The 19,210-nt window shown below is 35.1% G+C and carries 15 protein-coding genes; 8 read left to right on the forward strand and 7 right to left on the reverse strand.

From position 1 onward, the window contains the following. Positions 1-17 precede the first annotated feature (17 nt). Together C1634_RS12690 and C1634_RS12695 are read right to left on the reverse strand one after the other, a co-directional pair. Complete coding sequence (locus C1634_RS12690; RefSeq protein WP_109738518.1) at positions 18-1,253, reverse strand: PKD domain-containing protein; 1,236 nt, start codon at positions 1,251-1,253, stop codon at positions 18-20. 211 nt (positions 1,254-1,464) lie between these two features. Further along, positions 1,465-4,467 (reverse strand): reprolysin-like metallopeptidase, encoded by a 3,003-nt coding sequence (locus C1634_RS12695; RefSeq protein WP_109738519.1) that lies wholly within the window; start codon positions 4,465-4,467, stop codon positions 1,465-1,467. A 196-nt stretch (positions 4,468-4,663) separates the two neighbouring features. Here C1634_RS12695 and C1634_RS12700 point away from each other — a divergent pair, with 196 nt between their 5' ends. Next, on the forward strand, positions 4,664-6,103 hold the full coding sequence (locus tag C1634_RS12700; RefSeq protein WP_103235118.1) for a helix-turn-helix transcriptional regulator: 1,440 nt from the start codon (positions 4,664-4,666) through the stop codon (positions 6,101-6,103). A gap of 179 nt (positions 6,104-6,282) precedes the next feature. Here C1634_RS12700 and C1634_RS12705 read toward each other — a convergent pair whose 3' ends face one another. After that, on the reverse strand, positions 6,283-7,332 hold the full coding sequence (locus C1634_RS12705) for a T9SS type A sorting domain-containing protein (RefSeq protein WP_165835323.1): 1,050 nt from the start codon (positions 7,330-7,332) through the stop codon (positions 6,283-6,285). Positions 7,333-7,439: 107 nt separating this feature from the next. Continuing rightward, entirely contained in the window at positions 7,440-8,255 is an 816-nt protein-coding gene (locus C1634_RS12710) for a hypothetical protein (RefSeq protein WP_103233263.1), read from the reverse strand. A gap of 215 nt (positions 8,256-8,470) precedes the next feature. On the opposite strand from C1634_RS12710, the gene C1634_RS12715 reads away from it, so the two are divergent. Both C1634_RS12715 and C1634_RS12720 read left to right on the forward strand, forming a co-directional pair. Continuing rightward, complete coding sequence (locus C1634_RS12715) at positions 8,471-9,910, forward strand: helix-turn-helix transcriptional regulator (RefSeq protein ID WP_109738523.1); 1,440 nt, start codon at positions 8,471-8,473, stop codon at positions 9,908-9,910. Between the two features lie 43 nt (positions 9,911-9,953). After that, positions 9,954-10,187, forward strand: a complete 234-nt coding sequence (locus tag C1634_RS12720; protein WP_103233265.1) for a response regulator transcription factor — start codon at positions 9,954-9,956, stop codon at positions 10,185-10,187. Between the two features lie 168 nt (positions 10,188-10,355). On the opposite strand, the gene C1634_RS12725 is transcribed toward C1634_RS12720, so the two are convergent. Continuing rightward, positions 10,356-10,715, reverse strand: a complete 360-nt coding sequence (locus C1634_RS12725; protein WP_103233266.1) for a prevent-host-death protein — start codon at positions 10,713-10,715, stop codon at positions 10,356-10,358. A gap of 250 nt (positions 10,716-10,965) precedes the next feature. Here C1634_RS12725 and gndA point away from each other — a divergent pair, with 250 nt between their 5' ends. From gndA to pgl, 3 genes are read left to right on the forward strand one after another with little or no spacing between them, the layout of a single operon-like run. Further along, complete coding sequence (gndA, locus tag C1634_RS12730) at positions 10,966-12,384, forward strand: NADP-dependent phosphogluconate dehydrogenase (protein WP_109738524.1); 1,419 nt, start codon at positions 10,966-10,968, stop codon at positions 12,382-12,384. A gap of 12 nt (positions 12,385-12,396) precedes the next feature. Then, positions 12,397-13,878 (forward strand): glucose-6-phosphate dehydrogenase, encoded by a 1,482-nt coding sequence (gene zwf / locus C1634_RS12735; RefSeq protein ID WP_103233268.1) that lies wholly within the window; start codon positions 12,397-12,399, stop codon positions 13,876-13,878. Positions 13,879-13,901: 23 nt separating this feature from the next. After that, positions 13,902-14,612, forward strand: coding sequence for a 6-phosphogluconolactonase (pgl, locus tag C1634_RS12740; RefSeq protein WP_109738525.1), 711 nt, complete (start codon positions 13,902-13,904; stop codon positions 14,610-14,612). Positions 14,613-14,677: 65 nt separating this feature from the next. Here the strand turns inward: pgl and C1634_RS12745 are convergent, their stop codons facing one another. Further along, on the reverse strand, positions 14,678-15,655 hold the full coding sequence (locus C1634_RS12745; RefSeq protein WP_109738526.1) for a S41 family peptidase: 978 nt from the start codon (positions 15,653-15,655) through the stop codon (positions 14,678-14,680). A 191-nt stretch (positions 15,656-15,846) separates the two neighbouring features. Beyond that, positions 15,847-16,515: a hypothetical protein gene (locus C1634_RS12750; protein WP_109738527.1), complete on the reverse strand. Its 669-nt coding sequence runs from the start codon at positions 16,513-16,515 to the stop codon at positions 15,847-15,849. A 635-nt stretch (positions 16,516-17,150) separates the two neighbouring features. Between C1634_RS12750 and C1634_RS12755 the strand changes: the two genes are divergently transcribed. Then, positions 17,151-17,789: a TetR/AcrR family transcriptional regulator gene (locus tag C1634_RS12755; RefSeq protein WP_103233272.1), complete on the forward strand. Its 639-nt coding sequence runs from the start codon at positions 17,151-17,153 to the stop codon at positions 17,787-17,789. A 734-nt stretch (positions 17,790-18,523) separates the two neighbouring features. After that, positions 18,524-19,162: a TetR/AcrR family transcriptional regulator gene (locus C1634_RS12760; protein ID WP_103233273.1), complete on the forward strand. Its 639-nt coding sequence runs from the start codon at positions 18,524-18,526 to the stop codon at positions 19,160-19,162. Positions 19,163-19,210: the final 48 nt, after the last annotated feature.

Consider the following 19,210-nt stretch of genomic DNA (forward strand, 5'->3'; position numbering starts at 1 on the left):
GAGTTCTCTTTTTGCAATTATTTAACCATAATCTTAATGCTTTCCCTGAGATCGTTTTCATAAAGAATACTGATCATGTAAGCGCCTTTAGCATACGTTGAAAAATCTAATTTTATATCATAAGCATGAAGGTTTTTCCAGTCGAAAAGCTTTCTTTGAGCCATATCATAAACAATAATGTCTTTCATTTTCTCTTTACTTTTGAGGTAACAGAAATCTTTCACAGGATTAGGGTAAAATATAAGCTCAGGCTGTACATTAATATCCGTAGTTCCCAGAGAACCAATAGTAATTGTTTTACTGAAAGTTTCTGCACAGGAATTTTTGCTGACAGTAAGTGAGACCGTATAGTTTCCCGGAGAGGTATATTGATGAACCGGATTCAATGTCGAATCGGTGGTGCCATCTCCAAAGTTCCATGATATAGAAGTATAATTTGCTGAATGATTGGTAAAATTTACAGTTGTTCCATTGATTCCAGCTATAAAATCCGAATGAAGATGAAATGAATTACTGTTCCATTGCGCAGGATTATTAAAAAAAACAAGATCCGCAATATTCTGAAAATTTTCAGCAGTGTTTTGAGGCAGTCCGTTATAAAAAGGAGATGGAAAGACATGATCCTGGAAAATCGCAGAATACATTGAAGCCGCTACAAGATAACTTCCTTTAGGCCCCGGATGAATGTCATTATAAGATCCGTGAAGAGCCAGATCCTGAAAAGAACTGTAGTAATGTCTTGCAGATTCTCCGGCAGGTACCATTTCCACCTGCATAAGATTAGACATCTTTGTAATGGAATCCTTAATTTTCTGCTGAAAAGCAAAATACGTGTTGTATTCATTCGCAGATGGTACTCCATACGGAATTTCATAAAGAAATATTTTTGAACAAGGACTGTATTTTCGAATAGAATCTCTGATTTTACGGCCACGTTCAGCTGTTACTGAAACAGGGTAGGAATGACCCGCAGATTCGCCAGTGCCGGGCTGCATAATAACATATTTATAGTTTTTAGATCTTATCTTTTGAAACAATGAAGGATCATTTACATGATTCACAAATCCGGTTCCTCCGGGAGTATGTGTTGTTACAGACAGGTTTTTCCCCTTTGAAGCCGCTATATTTTTGAAAATTTCCGGCATGTCATTAAAATATGTTACACTGTTTCCGATAAACAGGACCTCATCGGACTGACAGAATGATAAGACTGAAAAACCAGTACATATCAGAAAAAGTAGTTTTTTTATCATATAGTATTTTTTTAATTGTTATTTTAATAAAAGCACCTGCAGGAAACCCAATCTATACTGCAGGTACAAGATTAAAAATTTTTAAATGAAAATGTATTTACTTTGTTAGAAATTTTTTTTGATTTACTATGAGTTATTGATTGGGCTGTATTATTTTAAAAAATGTTGAGAAAAAGTACCTGCAGGCATCATGAATAACCTACAGTATTAACTATTTCTTGATTAATTTCGTATTGTAAGTATTCTTATCATCCCTTACAGTGATCACATACATTCCTTTAATCAATGAAGCAACATTGATTCTCTGGCCGTCCAGTTTTCCTTCCTGAACAAGTCTTCCGTCTGCACTGTAGATTTTGTAATCAGCTTTGCCTTTCAGGTTTTTTACTTCTACAAATGTATCTGCAGGATTTGGATAGATTTCAAGATCAGAAGATGACTGAACAGATTCCTTAACACCAAGTGCAGCATTGATCTTTACAGAGAAATCCCATACTGAACCACTCGAGTAAACACCACCTCCATTCACATTTACGAAAGGACTTGCACAAGCATCAGCTGAAGAATTGAAAAAACCACTGGCTATTCTCATTCTTAAAGTTTTATCACCATTATAGGCAGCAGCCGGAACAGCAAAGGCAAAGCTGCCTTGATGTCTTTCGTTAGCACCAGGAATTACTCCGTTAATACCTATTCTTTCTGAATTTTCAAATACTCCGTTTCTGTTGTAGTCAATCCACACCTGCACCCAATCCTGATATGCTCCTCCTGCGCGGTTGGCATAAACAATATAGTTCAGATTATACTGGGCACCCTGAGTAAGCTGAATCAGCTTTGTAGGATCTTCCGAATAGTCTTTGTAAGCATGCTGAACAGTAGTATTGTTACCTGCTAAATCCACATTAGCCAAAGTTACTCTCAAAATTCCGCTGAAATTTTCAGAATTGAGCGTATTTCCTCCCGTTGTCATCACACAATAGTCATATCCTGTGCGTAATCCTTTAGTTTTAAAATTATAAGCAGGAGAGAATTCTCCGGCAACATTATTAATCACTGATGCAACACGAACTTCATAAGGAGTTTCATCCTCAAGATTATTCAGGAATACTGAATTAATTGGGCTTACAGCATTGGACCAGTTTGTTGTTCCCACTTTTCTGTAATTCACAGAATAGGTTGCTCCAGGTAGATGATTCCATGAAACAGTTGCTGATGTTTTTAAGATATCATTTTCAAACGCAGCAAGTCCCGTTGGCGGATTATTTAAAGAAGTAGGAGCAGTTCCGACAGCAAGAGTAGGAGAAACTGCATAAAATATATTTCCGACCGCAGAAATTCTCAGCTTAATGTTTCCCTGTAGTGCAGCAGGCATCTGTATTTCAAAGCTACCATCATTAGGTGTTGAGGCTGCCAGTTCCGTCCATGCCGATCCATTATTTAGATCAGCTGTATATTCAATCTTTACATTGGCAACGTTATAGGGGGCCAGGTTTGTATTGGCTACATCCCAGGAAATCGTATTGGAAGCATTATTATACAGAGTAGAAGAAGCGTTTAGTCCTTTAAATTTGAAGGGTCCGTCATTTCCAACCGTAACCGTATTTTCAGCAGAAATAGTTAATGGGTGATTCGCATTATTATCACGCACCGATACAGCATAATGTAAGACTCTAGGGATATATGAAACTGTCTCCCAGGTGTCTTTGTTGGTTAATTTACCACCCATTACAATAGGCAGACTTGGAAAATATCTTCTTCCGGTGACCACTGCAGGAAAAGAGCGGGTAAGAGATCCTTCAGGATTGAAGCCCCAGCCGCTATCTCCTGATATTGAACTGGTTGAGCCCACACTGTCATACTGCTCCCAGTTATAAGTCAACTGATCTCCGTTGGCGTCAACTGCATTGGCATCCAGGTAATACGCTGTTCCTTTAGGAATATGATAAGAAATAAGCGGAGTGATGGCAGGAGCATTATTGGCAATGTTTTCAGCTGCACCGCATCCGACTTTACCTTCTAGGTTGGTAAGGATTTGATTGATTGATGAATAATGGAAATAGGCATCACTGTTCATCTGAACATTATTGGCAGTGATTCCCGCATATCCCATAATTGTTGTACCTCCTCCAGGTTCTACATTAACATCCGAGCTTTCCGTAACCGTAGAAAATGTATGGTTGCCCCCAAGCTGATGTCCCATCTCATGGGCTACATAATCAATATCAAATGTATCTCCCACAGGATTCTGATTTTGGGTAAATGCAGAACCTTTACCTAATGGTTCTGCTGCTGTTGGATCGGTACATATACAGCCTATACAGCCTGCATTTCCATTTCCTCCAGCCGCATTAAAGACGTGTCCGATATCATAATTAGCATTACCTACCTGGGCAGTTAAGGTTTGTTGAAGCTGCCCATTCAAATCATTAGTGTAAGGGTCATTTGCTGCGTTAGCATAAATGATATTGGGAAGATTCTGTATAGTAAGATGAATGGCAAATTCTTTTTCAAAAACACCATTCACACGGGTCATGGTATTATTCATCTGGGCAAGTGCACCTGCAACACCTCCAAAAAGCGTTGTATACTCGCCAGTTGCAGACAAAGCCAGCCTATAAGTTCTGTACATTGATGCAGCAGGTCTTCCGGTAATATTGATTCCGGCAAGTTTGTTTTTCCCGGATTTTTTTAAAGATTTAATATCCAGTTCCTTTTTCCCTTCCATGCTACAACTAAAGCCATGTTCAGAATCTGTTCTTTCTGTTTTATAGAATACTCCATAGGTTTTTTTATCCGTTGTAATGGGTTCTATAAACTGGAAAATACCATCTTTGATAATCATAGACTGAATTTCTGTAGGCGATGTACTGAATCTTACATATTTGGACGGATCATCAATTCCAATCCCTACATAAGATCCTAATCCATATTTTTCTGCCATAGATTTTTCCATGACAGGATTGCTGTATACGGCAAACTTTTCTATGGTCCCCTCCGCAGTGGGAAGCTGTATTGTCACAGCTTGCGCATTAGCCCCGGTTTCTTCAGCATTTTTTAATAACTGTATCAATGCATTAATATCAGTTTTGTAAGCAAATTTGATTTTAACCTCTCTTCTGATGTCTGATGTTTTCTGTGAAGCAGGTTCCCATCTTTGGGCATTGGAAAGACAGAAGCCTGATATCAAAAATAATGATAATAGAGTTTTTCTCATTTTAAAAATTTAGGTATTTAATAATGGTATTTGAAGAATGAATATAAAATTCGAGTAGTCAAAAGTAATTGCTAATTTTGTAATTCAAACGATGTTTGATTGGGGTTTTGTTATGTGTAGTATGTAATACGTATGTATTTTAGGTGATATTGCGATAATGCGGTTATTAATATTATATTTATATTTTAGTGGAATTATGGTAAAAAGACTAATTGTTTTACTTTTTTTGATTTCTTCCTTTTTGTACTCACAGCATACAGAGGAAGAGCTAAAGAATGTCCTTTTTGATGTAGATTATTCTAAAGCCGGACCTAAAGAAATAGAAAAAATTGACAGTCTTATTCAGGTATGTAAAAAAAGTTCCTATAATACCTGTACTGCATTAGGGTATCTTAAGATTGCCAATATCTATGATAAACTTAATGATACGAAAAAGTCTTTCTATTATATCAGTAAAATAGAGAAAGAAAATCTCATCAATTCTAATACAGACTTTGAAGTCATCTTCTACCTCCATTTGCAGAAGTCTTTTTTATACCAGAAATTGGGAGAGAGAGTAGCTTCTTTTAAGCAGTTGGATGAGATTTATGATGACACAATGAAAACGGATAATGCTTATTTTATTTATTTGATTAATAGACAATATGCCAGTAAATATGATGAATTAAAAAAAAAGGATCTCGCATTAAAGTATAACAAAACAGCTTATAAATATTCAAAAATTTACAGAGAGAATAAAGGCAGGCGTTATAGGATAGACAAAAATAGGTTGAGTAACAGTTATAAGACATCAGCCTATCTTGGAGGCATATATACTGATCTTAATAAATTGGATTCAGCAAAGATCTATATTGACGAAGCTATTCAGAATGAAAAAAAGGTAGATGATATTGGGATACAGTATATTACGGCTTTCTATGCCGGAAGATATTTTAAAGCCGTTAAAAATGTTTCGCAGGCTCAGCATTATTTATGGATCTCAAAAAATATTGCTAAGAATTATTATAAAAGCGAAAATTATCAAATAGCTGTTGCTGATGAGCTTAAAGCTTTATACGAGAGCCTGGGACAAAAGGACAGTATTGGTTACTATTCTAAATGGCTGCTGGATATAGAGTCTTCAAGCAGTGAGCAATACCAGACTTTGAATGATACGGTTGATAAACAGAACGAACTGGAAACCAGCAAAAGAAAAAAAGAAACGAAAAGTCTCTTTTTTATATTGTCAGTCAGTGTTGCTGTATGTATTCTTTTCATTTTTCTTTTCCTGTATTACTATAGAAAACACAAAAGCAAAAATCTGGATAAGATGGATGTACCTCATCAGTCACCTGTTCAGGAGAGTGTTTTTAAGGAAGTCATACAGCTTGCCAAAGAAAATAATCCTGAATTTTTAACACGTTTCAATGAGTACTGTCCGCGTTTTTCTGAAGAACTCCTTAAGGTTTCCCCTTTAAAAATATCAGAAATACGGTTCTGTGCTTATATATACCTCAATTTTTCTACCAAAGAAATTGCGGATTATACATTTACTTCAGTGCGAACTGTACAGACAAGGAAATATAATTTAAGAAAAAAACTGAATATTCCTCCTGATACGGATATCTATGTATGGTTTTCCAAATTATTGAAATAACAATTGTCAATAAAAAACAGAGGCTATCTCATTCATGAAATAGCCTCTGTGCAAATGTGAAAAAGTATAATGTGTTTTGAACTTTCAAAGTTTTAAAAAAAACTGCAGGAAAATAACACAAACCTGCAGATAGAAGATATCCTAAATATTAAAAACTATTTTATGATTCTGAAAAAATGTTATTTTTTAATTGCTTTAATCGTTTTTGTAGTTCCGTCCATCATTTTTAAAGTAATCAGGTATAATCCTGATTTTAAATCATTCAGATACAACTGAGATGACGGTTTTTCAATTGTTTTAACTTGTTTTCCCAATGCATCAATAACAACAATTGATTTGATTTTTGAGATGTCTGAAATATGGAGAATATCACTGAACGGATTAGGATATACTGTGATATTATTTTTGTTGTTCACAATCTCATGGGTAGATAATGCTGTATTATCATATGCAGAAACCTGAAATTCTCCATTGTCTGTTGAAGATCCGTATTTCCAAACACTTATATATAACGTATTTCCGGGAGTCTGACCTGTTAATGAAATCAATGGTAAAGAGTTTGGACTGCTGTAAACGTCACAGGCAATTTCTGTCAGGGCACCACATGCTCCATTATAAACTGAAATTACCGGAGCATTGAATGAAGAGCCTGAAACCTCCTGAGCTTCTACGGTTAAGTTTCCGCTTGCCGGAACAACTACTTTAAACCAAACATTTTCAGTAGCATCCGGATTACATGAAGGAAGATTACCATCTGTAGTAGAGTTTGAATTTGAGGAAGTGACTGCTCCTGAAGCAAAATCTGTTCCTACTGTCAGCGATGTCGCTCCTGTACATTTATTATTGGCAGGAGGGGAAATTTCATAGGCAGACACCTGAAACTCTCCGTTATCTGTATTTGAGCTACGCTTCCAAACGCCTATATATAATGTGGTGCCAGGAGCCTGATCGGTTAAGTTGATTTTTGAAAAAGAACCTTCTCCACCATCATCATCACAAGCAATTTCTGTTAAAGAATTACAATCTCCACTATAAATGCTAATAACAGAATCACTAAATACAGAATTTGAAGCCGATTGGGTTTCTACAGCTAAGTTTCCACTAGCCGGAACAACTACTTTAAACCAAACATTTTCCACTGAATCCGGGCTGCAAGAAGGAAGATTACCATCTGTAGTAGCACCCAGATTAGAAGATGTAACTGCTCCTGAAGCGAAATCTGTTCCCAATGTCAGCAATGCTGCTCCTGCACAATTATTATTGATAAGGGGAGTAGCTTCGTAGGCAGAAATCTGGAATTCACCATTCTCTGTGCTTAAACTACGTTTCCAAACACTTATATATAAGGTAGCTCCGGGAGTTTGCCGGTTAAATTGAGCCTTGAAAAAGAACCATCTCCACTCTCCTCATCACAAGCAATTTCTGTTAAAGAATTACAGTCTCCTGTATAAGCAGTAAGCACGGAGGCATCAAATGAAGAGTTTGTCGATGATTTGGTTTCAATAGTCAATTTTCCGCTTGCGGGAACAACTACTTTAAACCATGTATTTTCAATGGCATCCACACTACACGAAGGAGGATTGCCATCTGTAGTAGCTCCCAGATTAGAGGATGTGATGGCCCCTGAGGTAAAATCTGTTCCCAATGTAAGAGAGACCGCACCTGTACAATTATCATTAGCAGGAGGAGAAACTTCATATGCAGAAACCTGAAATTCACCATTTTCTGTACTTGAACTATATTTCCAAACACCCACATATAAAGTTGTTCCGGGAGTCTGACCAGTTACGCTGATTTTTGAAAATAAATCTTCTCCACTATCATCATCACAAGCAATTTCCGTTAAAGAACTACAGTCTCCATTATAAATACTAATAACAGAATCATCAAACGGAGAATTTGAAGCTGATTTGGATTCTATGGTTAAGTTTCCGCTTGCCGGAACAACCACTTTAAACCAAACATTTTCAACTGCGTCAGCATTACAAGAAGGAAGATTACCATCTGTAGTAGCACCAGTATTATTGGAAGTGACTGCTCCCGATACAAAATTTGTTCCCACGGTAATTGGAGTAGCTCCAGTACAGTTATCATTCTGTGCTTTTACAAATACTGCAGTGAACAAAAACAAATAAGGTAGTAATTTTTTCATAAAATTTATGTGGTATATATTGAATTAAGATGTTATTAATTTTCTATTGTAGAGTTAAATAGTGAAATGATTTTCGGTCAAAAGTAATTGTTAATTGTATAATTTAAATAGCGTTTAATTGTTATATTTATCTATTGTGTATGTAATACGTATGTGTTTTGTCTTTTTATGAATTATTATAGTATTAATATTGCATTGAATAGTATGTGGTAATAATGATAAAAAATCTAAGTTTTCTGCTTTTTTTAATTTCTTCACTTTTTTATGCACAACAAACTGAAGAAGAGCTGAAGAATATTCTTTTTGATATTGAATTTTGTACCTCAGGTTCAAAAGAAATAGAGAAAATTGAAAATATTATAACGATTTGCCGATTGAATTCCTATCAGGATTGTATTGCATTGGGATATCTTAAGATTGCCAATATTTACAATAAAAACAATGATATTAAAAAAGCATTTTATTATATCGAAAAAGTAGAGAAAGAAAACCTGATCAGTGAAGAAACAGATTTTGAAGTTGTCTTGTATCTCCATCTTTTAAAATCACTGCTTTATTATAATTTAGGAGAAAGGGTTACTGCACTACGGCAGGTGGATGAAATTTATGAAAAGACTGTGGAGCAAAAAAATGCTTACTATACCTATCTGATCAATTGGCAGTATGCAGGTTTCTATAATGAAATGAATAAGAGTGAAAAAGCATTGGAGAAAATTAAAATTGCCTATAAATATTCTAAAATATACCGAGAAAATAAAAATAATCAATACAAAACACATAAGACCAAAGTAGCCTGGAGCTATATGACGACTCCTTATTTAGCTGCGGTATATGTTGATCTGGGGAAACCGGATTCAGCAAAAATATATGTAAAGGAGTCTCTTGTTAATCTTCAAAAAATAAATGATAAAGGCTTGTTGTTTTTTACTTCGTTTCATGCAGCTAAATATTATAAAGCAATAAAAGACTTTAAAAATGTAAAGTACTACCTGTGGATCTGTAAAAAAATTGCGAATAATTATTTTAAGGATGAATACCATCAGAAATCTGTGGCCAATGAGCTTAAGAATCTGTATGAAGAAATGAAAGACAAAGACAGTGCGGATTGCTATGCGAATGCACTATTGAATATTCAAACTGCCAAAGAACAGCAAAGTTATGATTTAAATGATAGTATAGATAAAAAAAATGATCTTGAAAGTAGGAATGAGAAGAGATTGACAGAAAAACTTATATTGATATTATTGAGCAGTATTGTAATTTGTATTTTTTTCATATTCCTTTTTTTATATTACTATAGAAAATATAAAAGCAGAAATCTGGATAAAATTGATATACCTCATCAGTCACCGGTACAGGAGTGTATTTTTAATGAGGTTATACAGCTTGCCAAAGAAAATAATTCGGAATTCTTAACTCGTTTCAGCGAATACTGTCCGCGTTTTTCCGAAGAACTGCTTAAGATTTCTCCTTTAAAAATTTCAGAAATAAGGTTCTGTGCCTATATTTATCTGAACTTTTCTACAAAAGATATTGCCGGATATACCCACACTTCAATAAGGACTGTTCAGACCAAGAAATACAATCTGCGAAAAAAAATGAATATTCCCGGTGATATGGATATCTACGTATGGTTTTCTAAATTATTGAAATAGTTCTACCAGTGAAAACCGATCATTAATTTCTTAGAGGAGAAATATGCATGAATTTTTGACCATTAAATGGTCTGAAGAATGTAAAATTACCTTAAAAATAAGAGAAATTGAATTTATAAGACTCTATCTTCAGGGATTAAAAATAGAAGAAATTGCAGAACAATTGTTTGTGTCACCTGGTACAGTGAAGTTTCACGGGAGCAAATTGTTTGAAAGAATTGGAGTGAAAAATATTATAGAAGCAATATCCTACGTAATCACAAATAATTTGATTTAAACTTTCCTTTGTAACCATTTTTCAGGCCGCAAGTGCTGGAAAATAAAATATTCTTCTCCGGGTTACTCTCAGTATTTAAGATATTGAAAACGGTATGTTTTTAGCGCAATACCATTTTTGAGAATTGCCCCTCTAAAAAATTATAGAGGGATAATAATTCAGAACAGCTTAATTAAGCTGATAATTGGCGATCACTAAACTCAGGATAAAGTGAACATAGTTTTCTTCTACGTCTTTTCTGTTGATCAATCTGTTTTTGTACTCATAAGAATTCAGGTCTCTGGATAATCTTTGATACGTTTCAAAATCATCACCTTTTATCTTTACTCTTACATTACCATCTCTTCTGTTGACAATTACGTTATCTAAAGTTCTGACTTTAAATAAAACTTCACATAATGTTGGACGAGCCCTCATTGACCCGATATATCTTTCAACTATATTAATCTTGAACGAATCAAATATGACGGTATTAAAAACAATTTTAGAATTTGGCTCCTGAGTGTTGAGTTCAAGTTTATAGTGCATTACTTTTAAATTTTCGCAAATATAAGTTTAATTATGCCAAAAAACAGACTGTTTTAATAGATCATTCCCATAATAATGATTGAATTTTATTCTTCTGAAGGAAAAGTATATGAAAATGTGAATATTAGTAGCTTATAAATGAGGGTGAAACAGAGGTAGAATGAATTTTTTCTTTTCTTTTATTTTTTTCCTTATTCGCATTTACGTAATTTTATTGTCTGTATAACAAAATACATATAATACCAATATAATGGATAGATATAGTTATGGAATGGTTGGCCTTGGAGTAATGGGGCGGAATCTTCTTTATAATATCGCTGACAACGGGTTCTCAATCGCAGGATTCGACCTAGATCAGGAGAAAGTTAAAGAATTAGAAGAGGGAGCTGCTTCTGAAATGAAAGTAAAAGGTACAGGCTCTTTAGAAGATTTTGTATCAGCATTAGAGACCCCAAGGAAAATTATTCTTATGGTTCCTGCAGGAAAGCCTGTAGATGCAGTCCTGGAAAATATTACCCCGCTTTTGGATGAAGGTGATATCGTGATTGACGCAGGAAATTCTTACTTCGAAGATACCAACAGACGTGTTGCCGATCTGGCATCAAAAAAGCTGCACTTTATGGGAATGGGAGTATCCGGAGGTGAGAAAGGAGCCAGAACAGGTCCCAGTATCATGCCCGGAGGTGATCTGGAAGCTTTCAAACTTCTGAAACCCATGCTTGAAGCGATTGCTGCAAAAGTAGACAACGAAGCATGTACAGCCTATATGGGGAAAGGATCTGCAGGGAACTATGTGAAAATGGTACACAACGGTATTGAATATGCCATCATGCAGCTTATCAGTGAAGCTTATGATCTTCTTAAAAGAGGAGCAGGCTTAAATAACGATCAGCTCTATCAGGTTTTTAAAGAATGGAATAACGGTGAAATGAACTCTTTCCTGATTGAGATCACCAGAGATATTTTCACACAAAAAGATACATTGACAGACCAATATCTTGTTGATCAGATTTTAGATAAAGCAGGAGCAAAAGGAACCGGAAAATGGACTTCTGAGCAAGCTATGGAAATCGGAGTTTCTATTCCTACGATTGATATTGCGGTAACTTCAAGAATTTTATCAGCATATAAAGAAGAGAGAGTTCAGGCTTCCAAAATATACGCTGAAAAAGAAATAACAAAACCGGAAGATATAGAATTGTTTATTAAGGAAGTAGGAGATGCTCTTTTCCTTTCTACATTGATCAGCTATGCACAAGGATTATCTTTATTGGTAAAAGCATCTGGAGAATACGGTTTTGAAATTCCATTGAAAGATGTGGTAAAAATCTGGAGAGGAGGATGTATTATCCGTTCGGTATTATTGGAAAAATTCTATTCTGCCTATACACAAAACCCTAATCTGTCTAATATTCTTCTTGACCACGATATTTCTGAACTTGTAAAATCAAAAATTAAAGCCCTGAGAAAAACAGCAAGTTATGCTGCTGCCAATGGAATTTCAAGCTTAGGAATTCAAACCACTTTGGGATATTTTGATGCTTACACTACAGAATCACTACCAGTGAATCTGATTCAGGCTCAGCGTGATTATTTCGGAGCTCATACTTATCAACGTATTGATAGAGAAGGAGTTTTCCATACATCTTGGCAAACTGCAAACCAATAAAATTCGGAGAAAATGAATCAAAATAGAGTCTTGCAGCCAACAAATATTGTTATTTTTGGTGCTACAGGAGATCTGGCAAAAAGAAAACTTTTTCCGGCATTTTATAACTTATATATCGACGGTAGAATGCCCAAAGGCTTCAATATTATTGCTTTGGGAAGGGCAGAGAATACCGATGAGAATTTCAGAAACTACGTCAAAGAAAATCTTGAGAGTTTCTCCAGAAAGAAAGTGACTTCTGAAGATTGGGCTGGTTTTCAGGCTCATATTACTTACTTCCAGCATCAATTGGATGAGGAGAATTCTTATAAGTCTCTTCAGCAGAAATTACAGGATTTTGATGCCGTTTACGGAACAAGAGCCAATAGATTGTTTTACCTATCAATCGGACCTAATTTCATTTCAACGATTTCCAACCATATCAAAAGTACATCATTAGCTTCTGATCCGAAAAGAGACCGTATTATTATCGAGAAACCTTTTGGTCATAATAAACAGTCGGCGATTGAGCTTAACAGTCTTTTGGCAAAAACATTTGAAGAAGAACAAATCTATCGTATCGACCATTATTTAGGAAAAGAAACGGTACAGAATATCCTGGCTTTTAGATTCGGGAACTCTATTTTTGAACCATTATGGGATCATAAATATATAGAATCTGTACAGATTACTGTGGCGGAGGAAGTAGGGGTTGAGACAAGGGGAGCTTTCTACGAACAGACAGGAGCTTTGAGGGATATGATTCAGAATCACCTGTTACAGATCCTGTGTATGGTAGCTATGGAACCACCGGCATCATTGCAGTCAGGTGAGATCAGAGATCGTAAAGTTGATGTTCTGAAATGTATTCGCAGAATCTCTTCGGATCAGGTTGATCATTATGCAGTACGCGGCCAGTATGCGAAAAGCATCGTAAACGGAGCGGAAGTAAAAGGATACCGCCAGGAAACCGGAATTGCAGAAGATTCCAATACAGAAACTTTTGCGGCCATAAAATTCTATCTGGATAATGAAAGGTGGCAGGATGTTCCTTTCTATGTTCGTACCGGAAAGAAAATGAAAGAAAAGCACTCTTATATTACCATTCAGTTTAAACCGCTTCCTCATTCAACATTTTCGGATAGTCCGCACCATTTGTCAGCTAACAGGTTGATTATTAACATTCAGCCGGCAATGGATATCAGATTGCAGTTCATGACAAAAAAACCGGGCTTGACATTAGATTTGAAACCAGCAGAAATGATTTTTGATAATTTTGCCTGCCAGGATGATACTCCGGAAGCTTATGAAACCCTTTTACAGGATGCTCTTTTAGGAGATCTTACTCTATTTATGCGTTCTGATCAGGTGGAAGAGGCGTGGGATGTTGTCACAACAATACAGGAAGCCTGGGAAAACAATAAAGATTTATCTTTCCCCAATTATAAAGCGGGAAGCTGGGGTCCGGAAGATAGTAATGCCTTGGTTGAAAGACAAGGACACAGCTGGGTATAATATAAAAATTTAAACAGAAAAAAATGAATATTACAGTATTTGACGACTTGGAAAAACTGTACACAAAGGCAGCAGATACTTTTGTTGACCTTTCAAAAAAATCTATTCAGAAAAATGACCGTTTTGTGGTGGCGCTAAGTGGAGGTTCTTCTCCCAAAGCCATTTTCAAGCTATTGGCGACCCAAAAGTATGCTGAACAGATTGAATGGAATAAAGTCTACTTCTTTTGGGTCGACGAGCGATGGGTTCCTTTAAATGACGATAAAAGCAACTTCCGAATGACGGATGAGGCGCTTCTCAGTCTGGTACCTGTTGATAAAGCTCATGTTTTTCCTATGTATGCTGAAGGAATAACTCCTGAGGATTATGCAACTTCATACGAACAGCAGATAAGAAATGTTCTTGGTGATGAAGGTGTTTTTGACTTTATCCTTTTAGGAATGGGAGATGATGGTCATACAGCATCTTTATTCCCTGGTGAAGCCGTTTTGGAGGAAAAAGAAAAATGGGTATCTGCCTATTATCTGAAACCTCAGGAAATGTTCAGAATCACTCTGACTGCACCGTTGATCAATAAAGCAGAAAACATTCTGGTTATCGCATTTGGTGAATCCAAAAAACATGCATTGAATGAAGTGTTAAACGGGGAATACAATCCCGCATTATATCCACTGCAGCTCATTGACAGAAAGCAAGGATTTGAGTTTTTTACAGACGAAAAAGCAAAAGGGTAATCGCCTTTACTCTTTAAAAATAAAAACCCTTACAAATCTGTAAGGGTTTTTTATATAAGATGATATTACTTTTTAAAGATTATTTTGTCGGCCATTTCCATATATCCTGTATCTGAGGTGTCTTCAAGAGTGATCTTGGGTTTCAGGCCTTCTCCTACTTTATCATATTCTTTTTTATCCCGGTCAATCGTATTGCCTATAGTCAGTGCGATAAAAGCTCCGTCCGAAAGTTTGTATTCCTGATTTCCGGATGTTAATCCCTGGGTTTTCTCCCCAATAATTGTTGCATTTTTCTGTCCTACAAAAGCAATCGCACAGAATTCTCCGGAGCTTGCCGTTTTTTTATTGACCATTACAACAATAGGCTGGGTGATGGGTTTGGGTGCTTTTTTGACGGTAAACTGGTGGGTAACTGTTTTTCCTTCCGAGAACTTTCCGTCTTTATAATTGAAAAAAAAGCGGCTTCCTGTAGCATCTATAGTTCCTATTACATCGCTCTGATTCAGCATAGGAGCTATGGATGCGAGCATGGGATAAAGCATTCCGCCATAGTTGTCTCTGAGATCAAGGATCCAGCCTTTAGGATTTTGAAGGGCCAATTCTTCAATTTTTGTATAAAATGTATTTACAAATTCGTCCCATTCTTTGAAATTATAACAGGCGATAGGGGGAACTTTAATATAGGCAATCTTTCCGCTCGTTATTTTTGATTCAATAACAGGAAACTCCTGACCGGTGGCTCTGTATCCAAGAACATAAGCCTTAACCAATTCTGGAGGATAGAAATTGGAATGAGCGTCTTTCAGGGCGTTTAGTGCATCTTTGATGATGGGATAGGTAGACTTGATGTTCTTCAGGTCCTTTGCTTTGCGGCGGCTGTCAGAATATAAAGAATCCCATTTAACACGGTTTTTATTCACAGATTTAGCCTTCATAATATCAAGAGCTTTCACTACATAGTTCTGGATACTGTCTGTTTGTGCATGAAGGGGTTGTCCGATTGAAATAAGAAAAACTACAATTATAAAACACAATTTGTTCATTGTTATCAATTAAGTGGGGTAAAAGTAGTATTTTTTCCTATGTAATGATGTATTAATCTTAAAGTTATCAGAATATGGATGAATAAGTAAACAGTAGTTTTAGTATCCATCAATAAAAATTCCACAACGTCCCAATATCAGGACCTCATGGAATTTTTAAATGTTTGGTAATGTATAAAAGAATATCTCAGTTATTCCAACACGGAACCATCAGTATATACCACTTTCTGTACGTCAAAATCAAAAATTAAATCTTCAAATTTTGCAGACGCTATTTTTTTATCATCATTGGAGAATTGGTTATAATCGAAAGCAGCATCGCCTTTAAAAGTAGTATTTGCCGCAATTCTGTCATCTGTAAAATCCATGCTGTAAGAATCTCCGATCTGTTCCCCCAAAGCATTAAAAATCTTAAAACTGATCTTCGCCGCTTTTATCTCTTTGGATGATTTGTTCTGGAGAGCATATTTGAATAGATTGTAATCCTCCAATCTTCCGGCATCAAAGTTACTTGGGACATATTCTTTGGCAAAAATAGTGACGGTAACAGCATTTTTCATTTTCTGCTTTCTTTCCTCAGCTTCCTTTTTTGCTTTTTCTGCTAAAGCATCCTCTTCAGCTTTGAATTTTTTGGCTTCATCCAGGATATTCTGATACGTCTTGTTTTCCAATGATTCGCCTTTTAATTTAGCTCTTATCAGCCATCCTGCAAATAATCCTGCCTCCTTCTCATTCCATTTTTTGCTTTCACCGATTTCTTTAAGATCCTCAGTTATTGTCGCTTCATTATATTTTTTACTGGTAGGATTTGAGCAGGCAGTTAAAAATATCAAACTGGCTACTATTACAATTTTTTTCATGATTTTCTTCTCTGATTATTAGGTTTTACAATATTAATGACCTCTATAATTTAAAAACAGCATCATTAGAGATCTAATGATACTGCCGCATTTAATGTTTTTACCTTAGTTGCTTGTGTTCGAAATTTTCATTTTTTCCAACTCAAATAGTGCTTCTATATAAAATGGTTATTAGTTTGAAGCAAATATACAAATTAAGACACTATGTAGTGTCTAAAAATGAAAAAAAATGAAAAAAAATTTCAATTAGTGTTTCGTCCCATCGATAAAAGTCAATGTTAGAAGGTATTTAAAGCAGATTTCAGAATTAAAAAAAAATAGATTTAATTCAAAAAAAATGAAATGTAGAGGTGTTCATTGACTATAAATCCGAAAAAAAGCTTTTCAGAAATAAAAACAGCACCATTACCTTGATAATGATGCTGCTTGAGTAATGTTTTACCTCAGTCATTGAATGTTGAAACATTTTGAACTGAGGGAACTAACGATACAATTTGAACTCTCTTAATCATGCAACTTCAATCGTAACTTTAAATAAAAATGGTTATTAGTTTTTGCAAATATATAAATTTAGACACTAAAAAGTGTCTAAAAACGAAAAAAATTTCATAAACTTGTAGAATTGAAAGTTTACCATGGAAAGAAAGTCAGTAGCAGGAAGTATCCGGAACAAAGAACGCAGTATAAAAAAATTTTTAGATGCCGTGGGAAAGATACTTCGAACAAAAGGGTATACTGGATTGAAGGTGAATGATATTGCTGCTACAGCCGGGGTAGATAAGAAAATGATCTATACTTATTTTGGAGGGATGGATGGCTTGATAGATGAATACATCCGATCACAGGATTATTGGAGTAAAGTAACTATCGAAGAAATTGAAAAAATAAAACCCAAATTAGATGATGGAGGCAAATCATTTATGGAAAATATGCTGCTTTCCCAGTTTGATTATGTGTACGAAAACAAAGAAGCTCAAAAATTACTTTTATGGCGCTTATCTGAGCCCCGAAAATCATTGAAAAAACTGACCGATACACAGGAAGAAAACGGTGAATATATTTTTAAACTCCTGATGGATTCCCACTTCAAAGAAAATGCAGAAGATGTGCGTTCTATTATGGCTATCATGGTTTCAGGGCTTTATTATCTGAATATGTATGCTGCTATAAACGGTAGTATTTTCTGTGGAATAGACGTCAACAGCTCTAAAGGAAGGGATAAAATCAAAAAAGCGATTTCTTTTTTATTAGACCATACATATGAAAACCTGTAATGTTCAGGCTAATAGGAATGGAGATCGTAAAGAAGGAAAGTTTTTAGGGTAAAAAAAACAAACCATTAGAAATCTAATGGCTTGTTATGGGTTGTGTTTCTACCTTAGTTGTTTCGTGTTCGAAATTGTCTTAAAGTAAGGGAACATAATAATACAATTTAAATTGTTTATTTTTTCAACCTGAATAGTGTTTTAATATATAGATGGTCTTAGTTTCTACAAATATATATAAATAAGACACTATAAAGTGTCCAAAATGACATTTTTTTTAAATTTATATTTAAATCATTGATTTTCAGCATTAATATTTTTAATATCGAAAGTAAAACCTCTTTATATCGGGTAATAATTCCCCATTTACATCCCCAAAAACAACATAATGAGGTCTTTTTAAGTCTTGAAATATCAATTTCATTCACAAAAAAGCACATGTTGCTTACAATATCCTTTTAAAAGATTTATTTACTTTCTTCAAAAAATAAAAAAACGGCATCGCTATAGAAAATGATGCCGTTGGGTTCTGTTGTTACCTCAGTTGTTAATGTTCGAAATATTTTAAACTGAGGGAACTAACGGTACAATCTGAACTCTCTTAATCATGCAACTTCAATCATCACTTTATATAAAATGGTTATTAGTTTGTGCAAATATATACAATTGGATGTAATTAGACACTGCTTGGTGTCTAAAATGATAAAAAAAATTCTTAAACTTGTATGATAGAAACTTGAATTATGGAAAGAAAGTCAGCATCGGGGAGTATTAGGAATAAAGAACGCAGTAAAAAGAAGTTTTTAGATGCCGTTGGGAAAATTCTGAAGACGAAAGGATATGCAGGTTTGAAAATCAATGATATTGCTGCGACAGCTGGGGTAGATAAAAAGATGATCTATACATATTTTGGCGGAATGGATGGCCTAATGGACGAATATCTCCGTACACAAGATTTTTGGGTGAAAGCAACAAGTGAAGAAGTTGAAAAAATGAAGCCGAACCTTGAAGACGGAGGAAGACAGTTTATTGAGCATATGCTGCTGTCACAATTTGATTATGTGTACACTAATAAAGAAGCTCAGAAATTATTATTGTGGACGATATCTGAACCCCGAAAATCATTAAAAAAACTGATCGATACTCAGGAAGAAAACGGCGAATATATTTTTAAATTATTGATGGAATCCCGTTTCAAAGAAAATATGGAAGTGTATCGTTCTATTATGGCCATTATGGTTTCAGGGCTTTATTATCTGAATATGTTTGCTTCCCTGAATGGCAGTATTTTTTGCGGAATAGATGTCAACACGCCAGAAGGACGTGCTAATATTAAAAAAGCAATATCTTTTATGGTAGATCAAACGTATGAGGGATTGTAATATTTGGAAAGGTATTATGCTGTAAGAAAATAAAAAGAGGCAGTCATC

Origin of the sequence: Chryseobacterium viscerum, assembly GCF_002899945.2 — a bacterium.
GTDB classification, from domain to species: Bacteria; Bacteroidota; Bacteroidia; order Flavobacteriales; family Weeksellaceae; genus Chryseobacterium; species Chryseobacterium viscerum.